The following is a 19,760-nucleotide window of genomic DNA, read 5'->3' on the forward strand; positions in this document are numbered from 1 at the left end:
AAGAAACTAAACCCCAAACAGGGCAAACGCTGTGGTGATCGGCACTAGAGTGCCTTCCATGTGCCAAGCGACGAGCCGCCAGGCGAGGAGTGCAGCGAACAGATGAGCACAGCAGCCCCGCGACCGTTGCTCCGCACCCGCGCCGCCCGGCGGGTCGGCCGAGTACGGCGAGGAGAACTTGGAGGGCCGGAGTGAGCGAGCTGAACGGGTCGGGCGGCGGACGCAAGATCCCGGACTCGGCCTCTCCCTGGCCCGTTCCCGCGGCCCAGCAGCCGATCAAGGCCGCCGGGCGCGCGGGCGAGGCGGGCGGCCGGCGCGACCCCGACCTGGCCGAGGCGCAGCCGTGGGACATCGTCGAGCGGCTGCGGCAGATGGCCGACCTGATCGGGGACGCGCTCGCCGCCGGTGAGCGCAAGGTCGCCGAGGCCCACAACGACGCCCAGAACCAGGTCGCCGCGATGCAGGCCGAGAAGGAGTCGGCGCAGCGGGACGCGGCGGCGGCCTGGGGCGAGGTGCAGCGTGCGCGGGGGCAGGCCGAGGAGGCCGACCGGCGTGCGCTGGAGGCCGAGCGGCGGCTGGCCGAGGCGCAGAGCGAGGCGCAGTCCCAGATCGCCGCGCTCCAGGCCGACAAGCAGAACCAGGTCGCCGCGCTCCAGGCGGAGAAGGAGTCGGCGCAGCGGGACGCGGCGGCGGCCTGGGGCGAGGTGCAGCGTGCGCGGGGGCAGGCCGAGGAGGCCGACCGGCGTGCGCTGGAGGCCGAGCGGCGGCTGGCCGAGGCGCAGAGCGAGGCGCAGTCCCAGATCGCCGCGATGCAGGCCGAGAAGGAGGCCGCCCAGCGCGACGCCGCCGCCGCCTGGAACCAGGCCCAGCAAGGGCGCGCCCAGGCCGAGCAGGCGCGCGCCCAAGCCGAGCAGGCCCTCGCCCAGGCGGAGCAGGCGCGCGTGCAGGCCGAGCAGGCCCGCGCCCAGATGGAGCAGGCCCAGGCGCAGGCCGAGCAGGCCGAGCGCAGGGTCGCCGAGGCCGAGGCCACCGTCCGGCAGGCCATGGCGCAGCGCGACTCGATGAGCGAGGCCCGCGACGACGCCCTGCGCGCCGTCGAGGACGCCGTCACCGCGCGGCGCGCCGCCGAGGCCGAGCGCGACCGGCTCGCCGAGCAGGCCGCCGAGCTGTCGCGGGCGCTGGAGGGCGCGCACGGCGAGCTGTCGGCGCTGCGCGCCAAGGCCGCCGACGCCGAGCTGACCGCCAAGAACCTGCAGCAGGTCGCCGCGGCGGCCGCCAAGGAGTCCGAGGACGCCCGGCGCCGCGCCGGGGAGGCCGAGCTGCGCGCGCAGGAGTCCGAGCGGCGGGCCCAGGAGGCCGAGCGCCGCGCCGCGGACGCCGACCGGCGGGCCGCCGACGCCGACCGGCGGATGGCCGAGGCCGACCGGCTGGTGCAGCAGGCCGGCAAGGAGCGCGAGCAGGCCCTCGACACGGCGGCGCAGTCGCTGGAGGCCGCCAAGAAGGCCGAGCGCGAGCGCGACGCCGCCGTCGCGGCCCGCGCCCAGCTGGAGCAGGCCCGCGCGCAGCTGGAGCAGGCGCGCGAGGCGGCCGAGCGGGCCCGGGAGGCGGCCGAGCGGGCGCGCGACGCCGCGCTGCAGGCGCAGGCGCAGGCCGAGTCGGAGCTGACGCTGGCGCGCGGCCGGGCCGAGACCGCCGAGCGCGAGCGCGACAAGGCCCTGGCGGGCATGCGGCAGATCGCCGCCGAGCGCGACGCGGTCGCCGAGAAGCTCGGCGAGCGCGAGCAGTGGGTCGACCAGCTCGCGCAGGCGGTCACCGAGCAGCGCGCGGCCATCGCCGAGCTGTCGCAGGAGCGCGACAGCGCCCGCAACGCCGCCGACCAGGCCCGCTCGCTGATCGACGAGCTCACCCGGCAGCTGCGCACGATCATGCCGACCGCGGCCCCGCGGATCTGACCGCCGCGGGCCTGCTGGTCGAGGGCCGCGGACGCCGCGGCCGGGTCCGGTCCGCGTTCCGGTCGCCGGATCGACGGCGGTGCCCCCGTCCCGAGGCCGGGATCGGCCACGGGCGGGGGCCTTCCTTTTCGACCGCGGGCCGCGGGCGGGTCCGGGCACGCGTCCTGGACGGCGGTGGCACGCGCGGCTGATATCCTGGTGGCCCGTGGACAGTGCGGTGGACATCTTGCGATGAACACGCGATGAACGCCGCCTCAGCAGCGACCACGGGAGCCCCTTCTTGCCATCGGCAGCCACTGGTAGATCACGTCCTACCAAGCATCTGTTCGTCACCGGCGGTGTCGCCTCCAGCCTCGGCAAGGGACTGACGGCGTCGAGCCTGGGGCGGCTTCTGGCCCTGCGGGGCCTGCGGGTCACCATGCAGAAGCTGGACCCGTACCTCAACGTCGACCCCGGCACCATGAACCCGTTCCAGCACGGCGAGGTCTTCGTGACCGACGACGGCGCCGAGACCGACCTGGACATCGGGCACTACGAACGCTTCCTCGACACCGAACTGCACGGCTCGGCCAACGTCACCACCGGCCAGGTCTACTCCAACGTGATCGCCAAGGAGCGGCGCGGCGAGTACCTCGGCGACACCGTGCAGGTGATCCCGCACATCACCAACGAGATCAAGGACCGCATCCGCGGCATGGCCGACGGCGACGTCGACATCGTCATCACCGAGGTCGGCGGCACGGTCGGCGACATCGAGTCGCTGCCGTTCCTGGAGGCGGTGCGGCAGATCCGGCACGAGATCGGCCGGGAGAACTGCTTCTTCCTGCACGTGTCGCTGCTGCCCTACATCGGCCCGTCCGGGGAGCTGAAGACCAAGCCGACCCAGCACTCGGTGTCGGCGCTGCGCTCCATCGGCATCCAGCCCGACGCGATCGTGTGCCGCTCGGACCGGCCGATCACCGACGGGCTGCGCAACAAGATCAGCCTGATGTGCGACGTCGACCGCGAGGCCGTGGTGTCGGCGGTGGACGCCGCCAGCATCTACGACATCCCCAAGGTCCTGCACGCCGAGGGCCTGGACGCCTACGTGGTGCGCCGGCTGGGGCTGCCGTTCCGCGACGTCGACTGGGGCGCCTGGGACGAGCTGCTGCGCCGGGTGCACCGGCCCGCCCGCGAGGTCACCATCGCGCTGGTCGGCAAGTACATCGACCTGCCCGACGCGTACCTGTCGGTGACCGAGGCGCTGCGGCACGGCGGGTTCGGCAACGACGCGCGCGTCAACATCCGCTGGGTCAAGAGCGACGACTGCGAGACCCCCGAGGGCGCCGGCCGCGAGCTGGACGGCGTCGACGGCGTGCTGATCCCCGGCGGGTTCGGCGTGCGCGGCATCGAGGGCAAGATCGGCGCGGTGCGGCACGCCCGGGAGAACCGCATCCCGCTGCTGGGCATCTGCCTGGGCCTGCAGTGCATGGTGATCGAGGCGGCCCGGTCGCTGGCCGGGCTGGCCGACGCGGGCAGCGCCGAGTTCGACCCGGCCACCCCGCACCCGGTGGTGGCGACCATGGCCGACCAGGTCGACGTGGTCGCCGGCGAGCGCGACATGGGCGGCACGATGCGCCTCGGCCTGTACCCGGCCGACCTGGCCGAGGGCTCGATCGTGCGCGAGCTGTACGGGGAGGCCAAGGCGGCCGAGCGGCACCGGCACCGCTACGAGGTCAACAACGCCTACCGCGAGCGGCTGGAGCGGGCCGGGCTGGTCTTCTCCGGGCTGTCGCCGGACGGCCGCCTGGTGGAGTACGTGGAGCTGCCGCGCGAGGCGCACCCGTTCTTCGTCGGCACGCAGGCGCACCCGGAGTTCCGGTCCCGCCCGACCCATCCGCACCCGCTGTTCGCCGGCCTGATCTCCGCGGCGCTGGACTACGCCGCCGCGCGGGGCCGCGCGGACGCGGTGACCGCCCCGTGACCGGCGGCTCCGGCGGCGCCCGGCTCGGCCCGGACGACGTGCGCGACCGGCCCGAGCGGTGGGAGGTCGTCGGCAGCGACGAGGAGTACCGCGGGCACGTGATCCGGGTGCGCCGCGACCGCGTCCGCATGCCCAACGGCGACCGCATGGAGATCGCCCAGCGGGACGTCGTGGAGCATCCCGGCTCGGTCGGCGTCATCGCGCTCGACGACGCCGACCGGGTGCTGCTGCTGCGCCAGTACCGGCACCCGGTGGGCCGGCTGCTGTGGGAGGCGCCCGCCGGGCTGCGTGACGTGCCCGGCGAGCCGCTGCACGAGCTGGCCGAGCGCGAGCTGCTGGAGGAGGCCGGGTGCCGCGCCGGCCGCTGGGACACCCTGGCCGACGTGCTGCCGTCCCCCGGCATGTCCGACGAGCGGATCCGCATCTTCCTGGCCCGCGACCTCACCGAGGTGCCCGCCGAGGAGATCGGCTTCGAGCGGGTGCACGAGGAGGCCGACATGCCGGTGGTGTGGGTGCCGCTGGACGAGGCGGTCCGCAAGGTGCTGGCCGGGGAGATCCACAACATGATCGCCTCGCTGGGCGTGCTGGCCGTGCAGGCGGCGCGGGCGCGCGGCTTCCGCGACCTGCGCCCCGTCGACGCCCCCGAGGACTGACCGGGCGCCCCGCGGGGCCGACCGCGGCGCGGGCGGGCGCGACATGCGGCCCGGCGGCGTGTCGATCGGGTCTCGCGGCGCCGTCGGAGGCGGCATGATGGGCAGGTCCCTGTCGGTCATCCCGCCCGGAAGAGGTCCGCACTGTCACCGAGCACGCCCGGCCGGAACGCCGCGCCCCCTGGAGCCGGACAGGACGGCGCACGGCGCGACGCACCGCGGCCTGCCGGGCAGCCCGCCGGACAGGGCGCCGCCGACGACCTCGACGGCGCCCTCGGTCCCGACGGCGGCCCGGACGGCGGCGCGTCCGCGCTGCGCTCGGCCGTGCTCACCTACCTGGGGCACCTGGCCGTGGAACGGGGCCTGGCCGCCAACACCCTCAGCTCCTACCGCCGCGACCTGCGCCGCTACCTGGCGGTGCTGACCGCCCGCGGCCGCACCGCCATCGACCAGGTCGGCGAGGACGACGTGCGCGCGTTCCTGGTCGGGCTGCGCGAGGGCGACGCCGACCACCCGCCGCTGTCGGCCGGGTCGGCGGCCCGCGCGGTGGTGGCCGTGCGCGGGCTGCACCGCTTCGCGCTGCGCGAGGGGCTGGCCCCCGGCGACCCGGCCCGCGACGTCCGCCCGCCCACGCCGCCGCGGCGGCTGCCCAAGGCCATCTCCATCGACGACGTCGAACGGCTGCTGGCCGCGGCCGCGGGCCCCGGCGGCGACGCCACCGCGCGCGGGCTGCGCGACCGGGCGCTGCTGGAGCTGCTGTACGGGTCGGGCGTGCGCATCTCCGAGGCCGTCGGCCTGGACGTCGACGACCTGGACCTGGACGAGGGGATCGCCCGCGTGCGCGGCAAGGGCGGCAAGACCCGCGTGGTGCCGATCGGCGACTACGCCCGGCGCGCCGTCGAGGCGTACCTGGTGCGGGCCCGCCCCGAGCTGAGCGCGGCGGGACGCGGCGGCCCCGCGCTGTTTCTGAACGCGCGCGGCGGGCGGCTGTCGCGGCAGGGCGCCTGGATGGTGCTGCGCGCCGCCGCCGAACGCGCCGACCTGAAGAACGTGTCCCCGCACACACTGCGGCACTCGTTCGCCACGCACCTGCTCGACGGCGGCGCGGACGTGCGGGTGGTGCAGGAGCTGCTGGGGCACGCGTCGGTGACCACCACGCAGGTCTACACGCTCGTCACCGTGCAGATGCTGCGCGAGGTGTACGCCACGTCACACCCCCGCGCCCGCGGATGAGGCCGGCGGATGAACAGGACGTATCGGGGCCAGACAAAACACGCCCATTGGCGCGCGTCGGCTTGAGAGGCGCCGTGTCAACCCCTAGAGTCCCGGACCTGGATGGCATTTACCGGGCCGCCCGGGGAGGGATCTGGTGACCAGCACAGAGGCTGCGGGGGGCGTCCTGTCCTCCGCCACCATTGAGACCGATCCGACTCTTGCCCTCGGACCGACGCAGCGGCCGGTGCCCAACTTCCCCGAGCCCGAGCCGCTGGACGAGCACGGACCGGCCCGCGTGGTGTCGATCTGCAACCAGAAGGGCGGGGTCGGCAAGACCACCACCACCATCAACCTCGGCGCCGCGCTGGCCGAGTACGGCCGCCGCGTGCTGCTGGTGGACTTCGACCCGCAGGGCGCGCTGTCGGTCGGGCTGGGCAAGGGCGATCCGCGCCAGCTCGACATGACGATCTACAACCTCCTGCTGGAGCACGACACCGAGTGGGAGGACGTCGTCATCGACACCGGCGTCGACGGCATGGACCTGCTGCCCAGCAACATCGACCTGTCCGGCGCCGAGGTCCAGCTGGTGCACGAGGTGGGGCGCGAGTACATCCTGGCGGGCGCGCTGAAGTCGGCGGTGTCGCACTACGACTACATCCTCATCGACTGCCAGCCGTCGCTCGGCCTGCTCACCGTCAACGCGCTGGCCGCCAGCCAGGGCGTGCTGATCCCGCTGGAGTGCGAGTACTTCGCGATGCGGGGCGTGGCGCTGCTGATGGAGACCATCGACAAGGTCCAGTCGCGCATCAACTCCGAGCTGCAGATCGACGGGGTGCTCGGCACCATGTACGACTCGCGCACCCTGCACACCCGCGAGGTGCTCGGCCGCATCGTCGAGGCGTTCGGCGACAAGGTGTTCCACACCGTCATCAACCGCACGGTGCGGTTCCCCGACGCCACCGTCGCGGGCGAGCCGATCACCTACTTCGACCCGACCTCGATGGGCGCCAACGCCTACCGCAGCCTGGCCCGCGAGGTGCTGCAGCGCTGGGCCGCGGCCGAGGCCGCCGCCAGGTGACGCCCCGTCCTCGCTCCCGGGAGTGAGGACGTGCCCCCGCCTGCCCGGACGTCCGCCGCGGCCGGTGGACGCGGCCGCGTCCCGACTCCGCTACCGTGAGCGAGGTGGACCGGACGTCGCAGGAGCCGCAGGCCGAGGAGGGCCGTGGCTTCCGCGTTCACCTGGACAACTTCGAGGGCCCGTTCGACCTGCTGCTCGGCCTGATCTCCAAGCACAAGCTGGACATCACCGAGGTGTCGCTGGCCAAGGTCACCGACGACTTCATCGCCCACATCCGCTCGCACGGCAAGGACTGGGACCTGGACCAGGCCAGCCACTTCCTGCTGGTCGCCGCCACCCTGCTGGACCTCAAGGCGGCCCGGCTGCTGCCGACCGGCGAGGTCGACGACGAGGAGGACCTGGCCCTGCTGGAGGCCCGCGACATGCTGTTCGCGCGGCTGCTGCAGTACCGGGCGTTCAAGGAGGTCGCCCGGTTCCTGGCGGGCCGGATGGCCGAGCAGGGGCGGCGGTACCCGCGCATGGTGCCGATGGAGCCCCGCTTCGCCAACCTGCTGCCGGAGGTGCTGCTGGGGCTCGGGCCCGCCGAGTTCGCCCGCCTGGCCGCCAAGGCCCTCACCCCCAAGGCGCCCCCGACCGTCTCGGTCGAGCACATGTACCAGCCCAAGGCCAGCGTCCGCGAGCAGGCCGCGATCGTGGTGGAGCGGCTGCGCGAGCTGCGCGCCACCACCTTCCGCGTGCTCACCGAGGACTGCGCGGGCACCTTCGAGGTGGTCGCGCGGTTCCTGGCGCTGCTGGAGCTGTACCGCGAGAAGGCGGTCGCGTTCGAGCAGGCCGAGCCGCTGGGCGAGCTGCACATCACCTGGACCGGGACCGACGACGGCGACGTCGTCGTCGGCGACGACTACGAAGGCTCCCGGGAGCCGGAGAAAGACAAGACCGATGACTGAACCGCCCCGCGAGGACGCCCCCGAGGGCGTCCCCGACGAACCCGCCCCGCCGCCCCCGCCGGCTGAGGACGCGCCCGGGGACGCGCCGCCCGGGGACGCAGGCCCCGCCCCGTCCGCGGAGGACCAGGGCCCGGGGCTGCGCGCCTCGATCGAGGCGATCCTGCTGGTGGTGGACGAGCCGGTGAGCGAGGTCACGCTCGCCCAGCTGCTGGAGCGCCCCCGCCAGGAGATCGCCGCCACGCTGCGGGAGCTGTCTGCGGAATACACCGCCCAGGGCCGCGGGTTCGACCTTCGGGAGGTGGCAGGGGGCTGGCGTTTCTACACTCGGGACGTGTGCGCCCCGGTGGTCGAGCGGTTCGTCACCGACGGTCAGCAGGCCCGCCTCACCCAGGCGGCGCTGGAGACCCTGGCGGTGGTGGCCTACCGCCAGCCGGTGAGCCGGGCCCGCGTCTCGGCGATCCGCGGCGTCAACAGCGACGGGGTGATCCGCACGCTGCTGCTGCGGGGGCTGATCGAGGAGGCGGGCCAGGACCCCGAGTCGCACGCGAACCTGTACCGGACCACGGGGTACTTCTTGGAGCGGCTGGGGTTGCGCAGCCTGGACGAGCTGCCCGACCTCGCCCCCTACCTCCCCGAAGACCTGCCAGACGACACAGTTGAGGAAAAGTGACCGACAACCAGGGCGTACGGTTGCAGAAGGTGCTCGCCGACGCCGGAATCGGCAGCCGCCGCCACTGCGAGGAGCTGATCGGCGAGGGCCGTGTCAGCGTCAACGGCCGGAAGGTGTTCCGCTTCGGTGAGCGCGTGGACCCCGAACGCGACGTCATCCACGTCGACGGCCGGCGCGTGGAGACCCGCGCCGAGATGCGCTACTACGCCGTCAACAAGCCGCGCGGCGTGGTCAGCACCATGTCCGACGAGCGGGGCCGCAAATCGCTGGCCGACTTCGTGGACGTGCCCGAGCGGCTGTTCCACGTCGGCCGCCTGGACACCGACACCGAGGGGTTGATCCTGCTCACCAACGACGGGGAGCTGGCGCACCGCCTCATGCACCCCAGCTACGGCGTGCAGAAGACCTACCTGGCCGAGATCCACGGGCCGATCCCGCGGGACCTGGGGCGGCGGCTGAAGGCCGGCGTCGCGCTGGAGGACGGGCTCGCCAAGGCCGACCGGTTCCGGGTGTTCGACCAGGTGGGCAAGCGGGTGCTGGTGGAGATCGCCCTGCACGAGGGCCGCAAGCACATCGTGCGGCGGATGCTCAAGCAGGTCGGGTTCCCCGTGCAGCAGCTGGCCCGCGTCGAGTTCGGGCCGATCAAACTCGGCCAGCTGCGTCCCGGCACACTCCGGGCGCTGACGGTCCGGGAGATCGGCGAGCTGTACAAGGCCGTGGGCCTGTAGGAGGTGTGAACGTGGCGGTACGCGCGATCCGCGGGGCGACGCAGGTGGACGCCGACGACCGGGACCAGATCCTGGCGGCCACCACCGAGCTGGTGACCGAGGTGATGACGCGCAACGCGCTGACGACCGACGACGTCATCAGTGTGATCTTCACCGCGACGCCCGACCTGACCGGCGAGTTCCCGGCGCTGGCGGCGCGCAAGCTGGGCTTCCACGAGGTCCCGCTGCTGTGCGCCAGCGAGATCGGCGTGCCGCATGCGCTGCCCCGGGTGATCCGGCTGATGGCGCACGTGGAGACCGACCGTCCCCGCTCGCAGATCCAGCACGTGTACCTGCGCGGCGCGGCCGCGCTGCGGCTCGACATCGCGCAGTGAGCCCGGCGCGACAGGACGGGCACGCCGGGCCGGGCGGGGCGTGCGGTTCCGCGGCGCGGCACGGCGGTGCACCCGGGGCCGCTACCCTTGTCGCGTGGCTGAAGAGGGCTTTCCACGGCGGATCGTGGTGATCGGGGCCGGGCTGATCGGCACCTCGATCGCCCTGGCCATGCGCGAACGCGGCGCCGAGGTGCAGTTGGCCGACCGCGACGCCGCCGCGCTGGCGATGGCCGTAGAGCTGGGCGCGGGCACGGCCCTGCCGGACGGCGACGGCCCCGCCGACCCCGGCGCGGGGCCCGCCGACCTGGCGGTGCTGGCCGTCCCGCCCGCCGCCGTGGCCGTCACCCTGGCGGACGCGCAGAAGCGCGGGCTGGCCAAGGTCTACACCGACGTGGCCAGCGTCAAGGCGCTGCCGCTGCGGCAGGCGCGCGACCTGGGCTGCGACCTGGGCGCGTTCGTGCCGGGCCATCCGATGGCCGGGCGGGAGCGCTCCGGCCCGGCGGCGGCCCGTGCCGACCTGTTCCTCGGCCGCTCCTGGGCGCTGTGCCCGCCGGCCGAGGCGGCGCCGGAGGCCGTCGAGGCGGTGGCCGCGCTGGCCCGGGCGTGCGGCGCCGAGCCGGTCACCGTCGACGCCGAGGAGCACGACCGCGCCGTCGCGCTGGTCTCGCACGCCCCGCACGTGGTGTCGGCCGCGGTCGCCGCCCGGCTGACCGGCGCCGACGACATGACGCTCGGCCTGGCCGGGCAGGGCCTGCGGGACGTCACCCGCATCGCCGCCGGCGACCCGCGGCTGTGGATCGGCATCCTGACCGGCAACGCCGCCCCCGTCGCCGACGTGCTGGAGGCCGTGGCCACCGATCTGGCCGTGGCGGCCTCGCTGCTGCGCGACGGCAGCGAGCAGGCCGCCACCCACGTCGCCGACCTGCTGCTGCGCGGCAACGCGGGCCGCTCGCGCATCCCCGGCAAGCACGGCGGCGCCCCGTCGGCGTACGCCACGGTGCAGGTGGTCATCCCCGACCGCCCCGGCGAGCTGGCCATGATCTTCCAGGCGGCGGGCGTGGCCGGGGTCAACATCGAGGACGTCTCGATCGAGCACTCCCCGGGCCGCCCGCTGGGCGTGCTGGAGATCTCGGTCAAGCCCGAGGCCGCCCAGAAGCTGGCCGAGGAACTGCGTTCGCGCGGCTGGTCGGTCCCCGGCCTGGCATAGCGCCTCCCGAGGCGTCCGCGGCGGCCCGCAGCGGGCCCGACGGGGCCGCGCACACGGGTACGCTGACGCGACGGGGGAACACGGCCCCCGGCACCCCCCGGGGCCGTCCGCGCGCCCGCCGCGGAAACCCGCGGGCAAGCCGCCGCATCACGGAAAGGGAGCGATCGTGCCGCTCGTCATCGCCATGGACGGCCCCTCGGGGTCGGGCAAGTCCAGCGCCTCCAAGGGCGTGGCCCGCGCGCTCGGGCTGCGCTACCTCGACACCGGCGCGATGTACCGCGCCATGACCTGGTGGATGCTGCGGGCGGGCGTGCCGGTGGAGGACGCCGAGGCGGTCGCGGCCCGCGCCGGGGAGCCGGTGATCGAGTCCGGCACCGACCCCGACGCGCCCACCATCGCGGTGGACGGCACGGACGTGTCCGGCCCGATCCGCACCCGCGAGGTGACCAACGCGGTCAGCGCGGTCAGCGCCGTGCCGCAGGTGCGCGAGCGGCTGGTGGCGCTGCAGCGCGAGATCATCGGCGCGGGCGGCATCGTCGTGGAGGGACGCGACATCGGCACCGTGGTGGCGCCCGACGCGCCCGTCAAGATCTTCCTGACGGCCAGCGAGGAGGCCCGGGCGGCCCGCCGCGCCAAGGACCTGGCCGACGACCCCGCCGCCACGGTGACGGTGACGCGCGCCGAGCAGGCCCGCCGCGACCGGCTCGACTCCACCCGGGCTGCCTCGCCGCTGACCAAGGCCCCGGACGCGCACGAGATCGACTCGACCGAGCTGACCCTGGACGAGGTGATCGAGAAGGTCGTGCGGCTGGCGAAGGACGCGTCCTAACCGGGCCGCACGGCCGGGCCGCACGGCCGGGCACGGGTGCGGTCCGCGGAGCGGACGACGAGGAGGGCGGCCGGCGCCGCGCGCGGCGCCCCGGAGGCGAGCGGAAGACAGTGAGCGAATACGAGATCGAGACGGTGGACGGCCCGGCGGCCGCGGACCGGGAGGCGGCGCCGCCCCCGGTCGTGGCCGTGGTGGGCCGTCCCAACGTGGGCAAGTCGACCCTGGTCAACCGGATTCTGGGCCGCCGGGAGGCGGTCGTGGAGGACGTGCCGGGCGTGACCCGCGACCGCGTCGCCTACGAGGCCAACTGGAGCGGCCGCCGCTTCACCGTCGTCGACACCGGCGGCTGGCTGCCGGACGCCTCCGGCCTGGCCGCCGCGATCGCCGAGCAGGCGCGGCTGGCGGTCGACCTGGCCGACGTGGTGATGTTCGTGGTGGACGCGACGGTGGGCGCCACCGACGTCGACGAGGCCGTGGTGGACATCCTGCGCCGCTCCGGCAAGCCGGTGGTGCTGGTCGCCAACAAGGTGGACGACGTGGCCACCGAGGCCGACGCGGCCATGCTGTGGTCGCTGGGCATCGGCGAGCCGCACCCGGTCAGCGCCCTGCACGGCCGCGGCAGCGGCGACCTGCTGGACGCGGTGCTGGACGCGCTGCCAGCCGAGCCGCCGCCCGAGACGTTCGCCGCGGCCGGGGGGCCGCGGCGGGTGGCGCTGCTGGGCCGCCCCAACGTCGGCAAGTCCAGCCTGCTCAACCAGCTGGCGGGGGAGAAGCGCGCCGTGGTCGACTCGGTCGCCGGCACCACCCGCGACCCGGTGGACGAGCTGATCGAGCTGGGCGGCCGCGAGTGGCGGTTCATCGACACCGCGGGCATCCGGCGGCGCCACCGGGAGAACCAGGGCGCCGACTTCTACGCCACGCTGCGCACCCAGTCGGCGCTGGAGCGGGCCGAGGTGGCGGTGGTGCTGATCGACGCGTCCGAGCCGCTGGCCGAGCAGGACCTGCGGATCGTGTCGATGGTGATCGAGTCCGGCCGGGCCCTGGTGATCGCCTACAACAAGTGGGACCTGCTGGACGAGGAGCGCCGCCACTACCTCGAACGCGAGATCGACCGGCAGATGCACAACGCCCGGTGGGCGCCGCGCGTCAACATCTCCGCCCGCACCGGGCGGCACGTGGACAAGCTGGTGCCCGCCCTGGACACGGCGCTGGAGGGCTGGGGCACCCGCGTGCCCACGTCCAAGCTCAACCAGTTCTTCACCGACCTGGTGGCCGCGCACCCGCACCCGATCCGGGGCGGCAGGCAGCCCCGGGTGCTGTTCGCCACCCAGCCGAGCGTGCGGCCGCCCAAGTTCGTGCTGTTCACCACCGGGTTTTTGGAGGAGGGCTACCGCCGGTTCATCGAACGGCGCCTGCGCGAGGAGTTCGGCTTCGCCGGCACGCCCATCGACATCACGATGCGCATCCGGGAGAAGCGCGGCAAGCGCAAGTGAGGGACATGTTCTCGTTGACGAGGCGACGAGAACATGTTCTCTTTTGCGGGTGAGGTTCCTGCTGTTGCTCGGGTGCGCGGCGGGCTGCGCGGCGCTCGGCTTCGCCTGGCGCGAGCCGTGGCTCGGCGCCGTCGGCCTCCTGGTCGCCTTCGCGGCGATGTTCACCGACCGCGACGACGTCCCGGTGGACGACGAGAAGCGCGCCTACGAGCCCACCAAGACCGTCCGCAACATGCGCGCCCGCGACCGCTGACGGCGCGGCCGCCGGGGGCGTGGCGCCGCTCCGTGCGGGGAGCGCGGACGTCCCGCACGGAGCGGTTGCTCGTGCCCGGCGCGCGGCGCGCCCGCCGGGTCAGGGGTGGGGCCGGTCGCGGCGTTCACCGGCGACCCGCTCGTCGTGCCGTTCGGCGGGCGCCGGGCCCGCGCCTTCCGGCCCGGGCGCGCCGGGGCCGGGTGTGCCGGATCCGGGTGTGCTGCGTCCGGGCGCGCCGGGTCTGGGCGCCTGCTGTCCCGGGGGTCCGTAGGCGGGCGGCGCGCCGCCCGGGCTCGGCGGTGGTCCGGTTCCGGACGTCCGGCCGTAGCGTCCGCGGGGCGGAACGGCCGGCTGAGCCGGGCCTGCGCCGGGCCGTGCCGGGGCGCCGCGGGCGGCTTCGCGAGCGGCCGCGGTCTTCGCGGCCCGCCGGGTCTCCCGCACGCCGACCACGGCGAAGCGGCCCAGGGCGAACGCGGAGAGGAACACGGTCACCACGCCGAGGCCGCTGAACCCCGCGATCTGCTCGGTCACGCGCTGGGCGGTGGACGTTCCGAGGGGCGCGCCGGCGGTGCCGAGGCCCCAGAGCGCTCCGAGCGTGTGGCCCACGACGAACCAGGCGCCGGCGAGGGCGGCCAGCCAGGCCCCGAACATCGCGGCCGCGCGGTTGGCGCTGACGAGCAGGACCAGCCCGCCGATGACCGTGGCGATCCCGGGCAGCACGCTCAGTTGCAGCCGCGCCGCGGTGTACACCCAGGGCTCGTCGGGTGCGAAGCCGAAGTGGGCGTAGGGGCCGACGAACGGCAGCAGCGCGCCCCACAGGCCCAGCAGCACGAGAAGGGCGCCGCTGAGGAGGCCCCGGGTCCGCGGAGCCCGCATGGTCCCAGTCATGATCTCCTCCTGACCGGGCTAACCGTGATGTGCGTGTCGGACCCCCTCTACCCGTAAGACCCGCCCCCAAGCACGTCATTTGGCATGTAAGCCCCACAAAAGGGACGGCATTGCGGGGAAGTGATCGTGGGCGGCGAGGGCGTCGTCGTCGCGCGCCGCCCGCCTGCCGCGGCGGGCGGGCCCCCCGGGACCGGGAACGGCTACGCCTCACCATCGCATCTGCGAGAGAGATAGGGAAAAAGGTCCCGCAAATGCGGTGAGAACCGCCATATTCCCTTGGCATCTGCCGCGGGCTACGCTTGCCGCGTGACGATGTTCCGGATCAGTGAGGCGGCCGCGCTGCTGGGGGTCAGCGCGGACACGGTCCGCCGCTGGGTGGACGGCGGGCGGCTGTCGGCCGTCCGCGACGAGCACGGGCACCGTCGCGTCCCCGGCGCCGAGCTCGCCGCGTTCGTCCGCGAGCAGGGGCGGCGCGGGGGCGACGGCGAGCCGGGGGAGCGGTTCTCCTCCGCACGCAACCGGATGCGCGGCATCGTCACCGACGTGCGCCGGGACGGGGTGATGGCCCAGGTGGAGATGCAGGCCGGTCCGTTCCGCGTGGTGTCGCTGATGAGCCGGGAGGCGGCCGACGAACTGGCCCTGGAGGTCGGGGTGGTCGCCGAGGCCGTCGTGAAGTCCACCAACGTCGTCGTCGAACTGCCCGACCTCGGCTGAGCCCGCCCGTACCGGCTCGGCCAACACGAGAGGACCCCATGACCGTGATGAAGCGCCTCCCCATCCCGGCCGCGGCGCCGGCCCTGCTGGCCGCCGCCGCACTGGCCCTGTCCGGCTGCGGCGACGTCGACGACGGCGGCAGTGCCTCCGCGGGCGCCGACAAGGGCGGCAAGACCCTCACGGTGTTCGCCGCGGCGTCCCTCACCGAGACGTTCACCTCGCTGGGCAAGACGTTCGAGAGCTCGCATCCGGGCGTGAAGGTGCGGTTCAACTTCGGCGGCAGCTCCACCCTCGCGCAGCAGATCGTCCAGGGCGCCCCGGCGGACGTGTTCGCCGCCGCCAACACCACCACGATGAAGACCGTCACCGACCGGGGCGCCGCGTCCGGGCAGCCGACGGTGTTCGCCAGGAACCGGCTGGTCATCGCCGTCTCCGGGAGCGGCGAGAGCAAGGTCAAGGGGCTGTCCGACCTGGCCGACCGCGGGCTGAAGGTCGTGCTGTGCGCCACCCAGGTGCCGTGCGGCTCCGCCGCCGACAAGGCGCTGCAGGCGGCCGGCGTGAAGGTCACGCCGGTGTCGCGCGAGCAGGACGTCAAGGCCGTGCTCACCAAGGTCCGGATGGGCGAGGCCGACGCCGGACTGGTCTACCGCACCGACGTGCGGGCCGCGTCCGGTCAGGTGAAGGGCGTGGAGTTCGCCGAGTCGGCCAAGGCGGTCAACGACTACCCGATCGCGCCGCTGGCCGAGGCGCCGCAGCCCGCCCTGGCCAAGGAGTTCGTCGGGCTGGTGCTGTCGCAGCAGGGCCGCACGGTGCTGACCCGGGCGGGGTTCGAGGCGCCGTGACCCGGCCGCCCGGCACCGCCCGGCCCCCCGCGGCCGGGCCGGACCGCGACCGCGGGCTGGGGCGGCCGCCGTGGATGCTGGTGCTGCCCGCGCTGCTCGGCCTGGCGTTCCTGGTGCTGCCGCTGGCCGGGCTGCTGGTGCGCACGCCGTGGTCGACGCTGGGCACCCGCCTGGCCGAGCCGCAGGTGCTGGAGGCGCTGCGGCTGTCGCTGGTCAGCGCGACCGCCGCCACCGGCGTGTGCCTGGTGCTGGGCGTGCCGCTGGCGTGGCTGCTGGCGCGCGTGCCGTTCCCCGGCGCCCGGCTCGTGCGGGCCCTGGTGACCGTCCCGCTGGTGCTGCCGCCCGTGGTCGGCGGTGTGGCGCTGCTGCTGGCGCTGGGGCGCCGCGGGCTGGTCGGGCGGTGGCTGGACGAGGCGTTCGGCATCACGCTGCCGTTCACCACCGCCGGCGTGGTGCTCGCCGAGACGTTCGTGGCGATGCCGTTCCTGGTGATCAGCGTGGAGGGCGCGCTGCGCGCCGCCGACCTGCGCTACGAGGAGGCGGCGGCCACGCTGGGCGCCACCCGCTGGACGACGTTCCGCCGGGTGACGCTGCCGCTGGTCGCCCCGGGCGTGCTGGCGGGCGCCATCCTGTGCTGGGCGCGGGCGCTGGGCGAGTTCGGCGCGACCATCACGTTCGCGGGCAACTTCCCCGGCCGCACCCAGACCATGCCGCTGGCCGTCTACCTGGCCCTGGAGACCGACCCGCAGGCGGCGATCGTGCTGAGCCTGGTGCTGCTGGCGGTGTCGGTGATCGTCCTGGCCGCCCTGCGCGACCGGTGGGTGAACGCATGAGCCGTCCCGGCGCACCGGTGACGCCGTACCGGCGGGAGGGGGACGCCGGCCGCAGCGGGCTCGACGCGCGGCTGGTGGTGCGGCGCGGCGGCTTCGAGCTGGACCTCGGGCTGACGGCCGGGCCCGGCGAGGTGGTGGCCCTGCTGGGGCCCAACGGGGCGGGCAAGAGCACCGCGCTGCGCGCGCTGGCCGGGCTCGTCCCGACGGCGGGCGGGCACATCCGCGTGGACGGCAGGGACCTGCGCCCGCTGCCGCCGGAGCGGCGCGGCATCGGCATGGTGTTCCAGGACTACCTGCTGTTCCCGCATCTGAGCGCCTTGGAGAACGTCGCGTTCGGGCTGCGCTGCCAGGGCATGCGCAAGCGCGAGGCGCGGCGCGTCGCCGCGCAGTGGCTGGAGCAGGTCGGTCTGGCCGAGTACGCCTCGGCGCGGCCGCGGCAGCTGTCGGGGGGCCAGGCCCAGCGGGTGGCGCTGGCGCGCGCCCTGGCCGTGGGGCCGAGCCTGCTGCTGCTGGACGAGCCGCTGTCGGCGCTGGACGCCCACACCCGGCTGGAGATCCGGTCCGCGCTGCGGCGCCGCCTGGAGGGGTTCGAGGGCGCGGCCGTGCTGGTGACGCACGACCCGCTGGACGCGATGGTGCTGGCCGGCCGGCTGGTGGTGCTGGAGAACGGGCGGCCGGTGCAGCAGGGGCGCCCCGCCGACGTGGCCCGGCATCCCCGCACCGAGTACGTGGCGCGCCTGGTGGGGCTCAACCTCTACCGGGGCCGTGCCGAGGGCACCTCGGTGCGGATCGGGGACGGGGACGGCGGCGGCATGGTGCTGGACACGGTTGACCATCTCCAAGGAGAGGTTTTCCTGGCTTTTGAGCCGGCAGCGGTCGCGTTGTACCGGTCCCGCCCCGAGGGCAGCCCCCGCAACGTGTGGCGGGCGCGGGTGGCGGCGGTGGAGCGGCAGGGCGACCGCGTGCGCGTGCGCCTCGACGGGCCGCCGCTCGCCGCGGCCGCCGATGTGACGCCGGCCGCCGTCGCCGAACTCGAATTGGCCCCGGGCAGCGCGGTTTGGGCGTCCTTGAAGGCGACCGAAACTCGGGTTTACCCGGCTTGATCCTTCGCATCCGGCGGCGTGATGGAAGCGCTTTCCATCGGTCCTGACCGGTGATTTCGGTCACAAATGGGTAGGTCTGTCGCACCCGACCCGCTGCAAGTGGTCCAGACCAAATGGAAAAAACGTGCGGGTTTGTTCATGATGCAGAGATCCTGCGAACTGCTGAAGGAGTAGCCCGTGTCCCACCAGGTCACCGCGTCCTCGGCCACCGGCCCGGACCAGGCCCCGACCAGTCACCGCGAGCTGATTGACTGGGTGCGCGGGATCGCCGAGCTCACCCGTCCCGATCGGATCGAATGGTGTGACGGCTCGGACGCGGAATGGGAGCGCCTGACCGACCTTCTCGTCGAACAGGGCACCTTCAAACGGCTCAATCCCGCCAAGCGGCCCAACAGCTTCTACGCCGCCTCCGATCCCAGCGACGTGGCCCGCGTCGAGGACCGCACCTTCATCTGCTCCGAAAAGGAGGAGGACGCCGGTCCCACCAACAACTGGATCGCCCCGGACGAGATGCGCGCCACCTTCCGGGAGCTGTTCGACGGCTGCATGCGCGGCCGCACCATGTACGTGGTGCCGTTCTGCATGGGGCCGCTCGGCGGCAACATCTCCCAGCTCGGGGTGGAGATCACCGACTCGCCGTACGTCGCGGTGTCGATGCGGATCATGACGCGGATGGGCACCGAGGCGCTGCGGCTGATCGAGGAGCGCCGCTCGTTCGTCAAGTGCGTCCACTCGGTCGGCGCGCCGCTGGAGCCCGGCCAGAAGGACGTGCCCTGGCCGTGCAACAGCACCAAGTACATCTCGCACTTCCCCGAGACCCGGGAGATCTGGTCCTACGGGTCCGGCTACGGCGGCAACGCGCTGCTGGGCAAGAAGTGCTACGCGCTGCGCATCGCCTCCACCATGGCCCGCGACGAGGGCTGGCTGGCCGAGCACATGCTGATCCTCAAGCTGACCCCGCCGGACGGCGAGGTCCGCTACGTCGCCGCCGCATTCCCGTCCGCCTGCGGCAAGACGAACCTGGCCATGCTGCAGCCCACCATCCCGGGCTGGAAGGTCGAGACGATCGGCGACGACATCGCCTGGATGCGCTTCGGCGAGGACGGCCGGCTGTACGCGATCAACCCCGAGGCCGGGTTCTTCGGCGTCGCCCCCGGCACCGGCGAGGGCACCAACGCCAACGCCGTCAAGACGCTGTGGGGCAACAGCATCTTTACCAACGTCGCGCTCACCGACGACGGCGACGTGTGGTGGGAGGGCCTGACCGAGGAGCCGCCCGCGCACCTGACCGACTGGCGGGGCAACGACTGGACGCCCGACTCGGACACCCCGGCGGCGCACCCGAACGCCCGCTTCACCACCCCGGCCGGGCAGTGCCCGATCATCGCGCCGGAGTGGGAGGACCCCAAGGGCGTGCCGATCTCGGCGATCCTGTTCGGCGGCCGCCGCGCCACCGCCGTGCCGCTGGTCATCGAGTCGTTCGACTGGCAGCACGGGGTGTTCCTGGGCGCCAACGTGGCCTCGGAGAAGACCGCCGCGGCCGAGGGCACCGTCGGCGAGCTGCGCCGCGACCCGTTCGCCATGCTGCCGTTCTGCGGCTACAACATGGGCGACTACTTCGGCCACTGGCTGAAGATCGGCCGCTCCACCGAGCCCGAGAAGCTGCCGCGCATCTACTACGTCAACTGGTTCCGCAAGGACGCCGACGGCAAGTTCATCTGGCCGGGCTTCGGCGAGAACAGCCGGGTCCTCAAGTGGATCGTCGACCGGCTCAACGGCCGGGCCGACGCGGTCAAGTCCCCGATCGGCCACCTGCCCACCCGCGAGTCGCTGGACACCGAGGGCCTGGACCTGGACGACGCCGCCCTGGACCTGCTGCTCAGCGTCGACCGCGAGGTGTGGAAGCAGGAGGCCGACCTGGTCCCGGCGTTCTTCGAGACCTTCGGCGACCACCTGCCCAAGGAGCTGTGGGACGAGTACCGCGCCCTGAAGCACCGCCTCGGCGAGTGACGTCCGCTGCC

General features: G+C 74.1%; 19 protein-coding genes. 18 read left to right on the forward strand and 1 reads right to left on the reverse strand.

All coding sequences use genetic code 11. The features are described from left to right. Nucleotides 1-191 precede the first annotated feature (191 nt). From QSK22_RS04735 to QSK22_RS04795, 13 genes are all read left to right on the forward strand, one after another. Nucleotides 192-1,952 (forward strand): coiled-coil domain-containing protein, encoded by a 1,761-nt coding sequence (locus tag QSK22_RS04735; RefSeq protein WP_285492694.1) that lies wholly within the window; start codon nt 192-194, stop codon nt 1,950-1,952. Nucleotides 1,953-2,232: 280 nt separating this feature from the next. After that, nucleotides 2,233-3,915, forward strand: coding sequence for a CTP synthase (gene pyrG, locus QSK22_RS04740; RefSeq protein WP_285492695.1), 1,683 nt, complete (start codon nt 2,233-2,235; stop codon nt 3,913-3,915). Further along, the gene (locus QSK22_RS04745; RefSeq protein ID WP_285492696.1) at nt 3,912-4,568 is read left to right on the forward strand and encodes an NUDIX domain-containing protein; all 657 of its coding nucleotides are present in this window, start codon (nt 3,912-3,914) and stop codon (nt 4,566-4,568) included. Before pyrG ends, QSK22_RS04745 begins: the two co-directional genes overlap by 4 nt. A 321-nt stretch (nt 4,569-4,889) precedes the next feature. Then, entirely contained in the window at nt 4,890-5,798 is a 909-nt protein-coding gene (gene xerD, locus QSK22_RS04750; protein WP_285492697.1) for a site-specific tyrosine recombinase XerD, read from the forward strand. A 181-nt stretch (nt 5,799-5,979) separates the two neighbouring features. After that, nucleotides 5,980-6,858: a ParA family protein gene (locus QSK22_RS04755; RefSeq protein WP_285492919.1), complete on the forward strand. Its 879-nt coding sequence runs from the start codon at nt 5,980-5,982 to the stop codon at nt 6,856-6,858. 95 nt (nt 6,859-6,953) lie between these two features. Further along, complete coding sequence (locus tag QSK22_RS04760; RefSeq protein ID WP_285492699.1) at nt 6,954-7,805, forward strand: segregation and condensation protein A; 852 nt, start codon at nt 6,954-6,956, stop codon at nt 7,803-7,805. Further along, nucleotides 7,798-8,475 carry an SMC-Scp complex subunit ScpB gene (gene scpB / locus QSK22_RS04765; protein WP_285492700.1) on the forward strand — a complete coding sequence of 226 codons (678 nt, stop codon included), beginning with the start codon at nt 7,798-7,800 and terminating at the stop codon, nt 8,473-8,475. The genes QSK22_RS04760 and scpB overlap by 8 nt, the downstream gene beginning before the upstream one ends. Beyond that, nucleotides 8,472-9,203, forward strand: a complete 732-nt coding sequence (locus tag QSK22_RS04770; RefSeq protein ID WP_285492701.1) for a pseudouridine synthase — start codon at nt 8,472-8,474, stop codon at nt 9,201-9,203. The genes scpB and QSK22_RS04770 overlap by 4 nt, the downstream gene beginning before the upstream one ends. An 11-nt stretch (nt 9,204-9,214) precedes the next feature. Further along, nucleotides 9,215-9,577, forward strand: coding sequence for a chorismate mutase (gene aroH / locus QSK22_RS04775; RefSeq protein WP_285492702.1), 363 nt, complete (start codon nt 9,215-9,217; stop codon nt 9,575-9,577). Between the two features lie 94 nt (nt 9,578-9,671). After that, nucleotides 9,672-10,784 carry a prephenate dehydrogenase gene (locus tag QSK22_RS04780; RefSeq protein ID WP_285492703.1) on the forward strand — a complete coding sequence of 371 codons (1,113 nt, stop codon included), beginning with the start codon at nt 9,672-9,674 and terminating at the stop codon, nt 10,782-10,784. Nucleotides 10,785-10,950: 166 nt separating this feature from the next. Then, the gene (cmk, locus tag QSK22_RS04785) at nt 10,951-11,613 is read left to right on the forward strand and encodes a (d)CMP kinase (RefSeq protein ID WP_285492704.1); all 663 of its coding nucleotides are present in this window, start codon (nt 10,951-10,953) and stop codon (nt 11,611-11,613) included. Between the two features lie 110 nt (nt 11,614-11,723). Beyond that, nucleotides 11,724-13,106, forward strand: a complete 1,383-nt coding sequence (der, locus tag QSK22_RS04790; RefSeq protein WP_285492705.1) for a ribosome biogenesis GTPase Der — start codon at nt 11,724-11,726, stop codon at nt 13,104-13,106. Nucleotides 13,107-13,155: 49 nt separating this feature from the next. After that, a complete protein-coding gene (locus tag QSK22_RS04795; RefSeq protein WP_285492706.1) occupies nt 13,156-13,359 on the forward strand; it encodes a hypothetical protein in 204 nt (67 codons plus the stop codon). A gap of 99 nt (nt 13,360-13,458) precedes the next feature. Here the strand turns inward: QSK22_RS04795 and QSK22_RS04800 are convergent, their stop codons facing one another. Further along, complete coding sequence (locus tag QSK22_RS04800; RefSeq protein WP_285492707.1) at nt 13,459-14,247, reverse strand: hypothetical protein; 789 nt, start codon at nt 14,245-14,247, stop codon at nt 13,459-13,461. 306 nt (nt 14,248-14,553) lie between these two features. Here QSK22_RS04800 and QSK22_RS04805 point away from each other — a divergent pair, with 306 nt between their 5' ends. From QSK22_RS04805 to QSK22_RS04825, 5 genes are all read left to right on the forward strand, one after another. Further along, entirely contained in the window at nt 14,554-14,961 is a 408-nt protein-coding gene (locus QSK22_RS04805) for a TOBE domain-containing protein (RefSeq protein ID WP_285492708.1), read from the forward strand. Between the two features lie 38 nt (nt 14,962-14,999). Continuing rightward, nucleotides 15,000-15,803 (forward strand): molybdate ABC transporter substrate-binding protein, encoded by an 804-nt coding sequence (gene modA / locus QSK22_RS04810; RefSeq protein WP_502872269.1) that lies wholly within the window; start codon nt 15,000-15,002, stop codon nt 15,801-15,803. Further along, nucleotides 15,800-16,636: an ABC transporter permease gene (locus QSK22_RS04815; RefSeq protein WP_502872270.1), complete on the forward strand. Its 837-nt coding sequence runs from the start codon at nt 15,800-15,802 to the stop codon at nt 16,634-16,636. Before modA ends, QSK22_RS04815 begins: the two co-directional genes overlap by 4 nt. Beyond that, the gene (locus QSK22_RS04820; RefSeq protein ID WP_285492709.1) at nt 16,633-17,739 is read left to right on the forward strand and encodes an ABC transporter ATP-binding protein; all 1,107 of its coding nucleotides are present in this window, start codon (nt 16,633-16,635) and stop codon (nt 17,737-17,739) included. The genes QSK22_RS04815 and QSK22_RS04820 overlap by 4 nt, the downstream gene beginning before the upstream one ends. A gap of 177 nt (nt 17,740-17,916) precedes the next feature. Further along, complete coding sequence (locus QSK22_RS04825) at nt 17,917-19,749, forward strand: phosphoenolpyruvate carboxykinase (GTP) (RefSeq protein ID WP_285492710.1); 1,833 nt, start codon at nt 17,917-17,919, stop codon at nt 19,747-19,749. The last annotated feature ends 11 nt before the right edge of the window (nt 19,750-19,760 follow it).

The sequence above is a fragment of the Actinomadura sp. NBRC 104425 genome (genome assembly GCF_030269545.1).
Classification (GTDB): domain Bacteria; phylum Actinomycetota; class Actinomycetes; order Streptosporangiales; family Streptosporangiaceae; genus Spirillospora; species Spirillospora keratinilytica.

Coding starts and splice junctions, on each gene's coding strand:
- scpB (WP_285492700.1), top strand. CDS start 7,798: ATGACTGAACCGCCCCGCGAGGACGCCCCCGAGGGCGTCCCCGACGAA.
- QSK22_RS04800 (WP_285492707.1), bottom strand. CDS start 14,247: ATGACTGGGACCATGCGGGCTCCGCGGACCCGGGGCCTCCTCAGCGGC.
- modA (WP_502872269.1), top strand. CDS start 15,000: ATGACCGTGATGAAGCGCCTCCCCATCCCGGCCGCGGCGCCGGCCCTG.
- QSK22_RS04820 (WP_285492709.1), top strand. CDS start 16,633: ATGAGCCGTCCCGGCGCACCGGTGACGCCGTACCGGCGGGAGGGGGAC.